Origin of the sequence: Palleronia sp., from assembly GCF_042089775.1 — a bacterium.
Lineage (GTDB): Bacteria > Pseudomonadota > Alphaproteobacteria > Rhodobacterales > Rhodobacteraceae > Palleronia.
This window is the reverse complement of record NZ_JBELKF010000245.1, coordinates 1-1,993: the sequence shown is the minus strand read 5'-3', so window position 1 is coordinate 1,993 and position 1,993 is coordinate 1. Positions and strand designations below refer to the sequence as shown.

Sequence of the window (1,993 nt, the reverse complement as noted above, 5' to 3'; positions counted from 1 at the left end):
GGAGAACTGCACTCTGCCCTTGCGAGGTCAATCAGGTCGATGTCCTCGGCCAGCGTCATCGCCGCATGTTCGCCGGGATGGTAGTTGCCGTAGGCGCCGACCTTCTCGTGCACGCAGGCCTCGACCCGCGTCAGGGCCATGACCTCGCCCAGAGCCTCGGCGGCGGGGATGATGTCGTCGGGATGCGGGGTGATCCGCGTCGTGCCGGCACCGACGCCGGCGGCGACAAGCTGCGCCTCGGCGATGCCGAGCGCGTGGGCGGCGTCGCGCGCGCGCATCTTCGGGTTCTCGGCCAGATAGGCACGAATATGGTCGGGGGTCACAGCCTGTCGCTGGGTCATGGGCGTCCTCGGATTGGAAAGCGGGTCCGATGGCTGCGCCCGATGTGTTTCGGTGCGTGGCTGTCTCAAATTACTTGACTGTTTTAATCAGAGAAGTTTAACGCTGCAACCCGTTGCGATGCGCTTCATCGCAAATTCACCCGAACCGCCGCGCCAGCCTTCGCAAGCTACGGCCCAATACGCTGCAAGGATGGCGCCATGATCACCCCCCTGTTGCGCGGCACGACCGCGCTCGTCTGCCTGTCGCTGGCCGTGCCGGCCGCCGCGCAAGGCACCGACACCCCCGGCTTTCTCGGCACGCTGATCTTCACCGGCGGCAAGCGCGACCTGAGCTTCGGCACCGCGCTCGCCCGAACCGTCGTGGACGAGGAGGAGATCCAGGACCGGCAGGCCAGCACGGTCGCGCAACTGATCGACTCGGTCCCCGGCGTGACGCTGGTCAACGGCACCACGCCGCAGGGCTCGGGGATCAACATCCGCGGCGTCGGCGCCAACCCGACCTACGGCACCGACCAGAAGATCGCCGTGCAGATCGACGGCGCCAGCGTCGGGTCCGAGGAGCTCTACCGCATCGGCACGCAGCTCTTTACCGATCCGCTGCTCTACAAGGAGGTCGAGGTCCTGCGCGGCACCATCGGCAGCTTCGCCTACGGGTCGGGCATCGTCGGCGGCGTCGTGCTGTTGGAAACCAAGGATGCCAGCGACTTCACCGAAGGCGAGCCTGGCTTCGGCGGGTCGCAGACCTTCGAGTACAGCTCGAACGGCGACGGCTTCGCAAGCTCGACCAACCTGGCCTGGATGCCGGCCGAGGGCGCCGAGTTCCTGCTGAACTACACCCTGCGGGACCAGGACGACCTGACCGCCGGCGACGGCGACACCATCGGCAACAGCGCTTTCCGCACGCCCTCCTACCTGGCCAAGGGCACGTTCACCTTCGGCGACGACGACGAGCATTCGCTGAGCATCAGCCATTCGCGCACCGTGGCCGACGACAAGGACGTGCCCTACGACCAGTTCGACACGTCCGGCGGGACGTTCGGCAACGTCGACCGGCTGACCGACACGGCGCAGACGGCGGTCGAGTACCGCTACAACCCGGCCAGCGACCTGATCGACCTGCGCGCCAACCTGTCCTACTCGGACCCGGTGATCGAGTACGACTACGTACCCGGCTCGTCCCCGCTGGAAGGCACGCCCACCTTCCCGTTCCTGCTGAGCACGGTGAACGCGGACCAGCAGTACGAGACCACAAAGCTGACCGTGACGAACCGGGCGCAGTTCGACACCGGCACCGTGTCGCACGACATGTTGGCGGGCATCGAGGCGCAGCGCCGCGTCCGCGCCGACAATTCCGACGCCGGTGCCCCCGGCGGCACCAACGACCGTTTCGCCCTGTTCCTCATCGACGAGATGTCCATCGGCGCGGTCACGGTCACGCCCGCCCTGCGCTACGAGACCTCGCACATCGAAAGTGAGACCGATCTTGCCGGCGTCCCGGACAGCTACGACAAGGACGGCCTGATGGGCGGGCTGGCCTTGGCCTACGATTTCGGCAACGGCCTGTCGGTCGTCGGCAGCGCCGCCTATACCGAGAACCTGCCGATCATCGACGATCTCGGCACCAACGCGTCGGCGCAGTACCGCGTCACCCC

1 protein-coding gene and 1 pseudogene are annotated in these 1,993 nt (G+C 67.0%); one reads left to right on the top strand and one right to left on the bottom strand.

Translation table 11 applies throughout. The features are described from left to right. A pseudogene (locus ACFDS3_RS20625) lies at nt 1–341 on the bottom strand (ChuX/HutX family heme-like substrate-binding protein); the annotation flags it as partial. Nucleotides 342–539: 198 nt separating this feature from the next. Between ACFDS3_RS20625 and ACFDS3_RS20620 the strand changes: the two are divergent. Continuing rightward, nucleotides 540–1,993: TonB-dependent receptor plug domain-containing protein (locus ACFDS3_RS20620; protein ID WP_375264196.1), on the top strand; the 1,454-nt coding region annotated here is incomplete at its 3' end.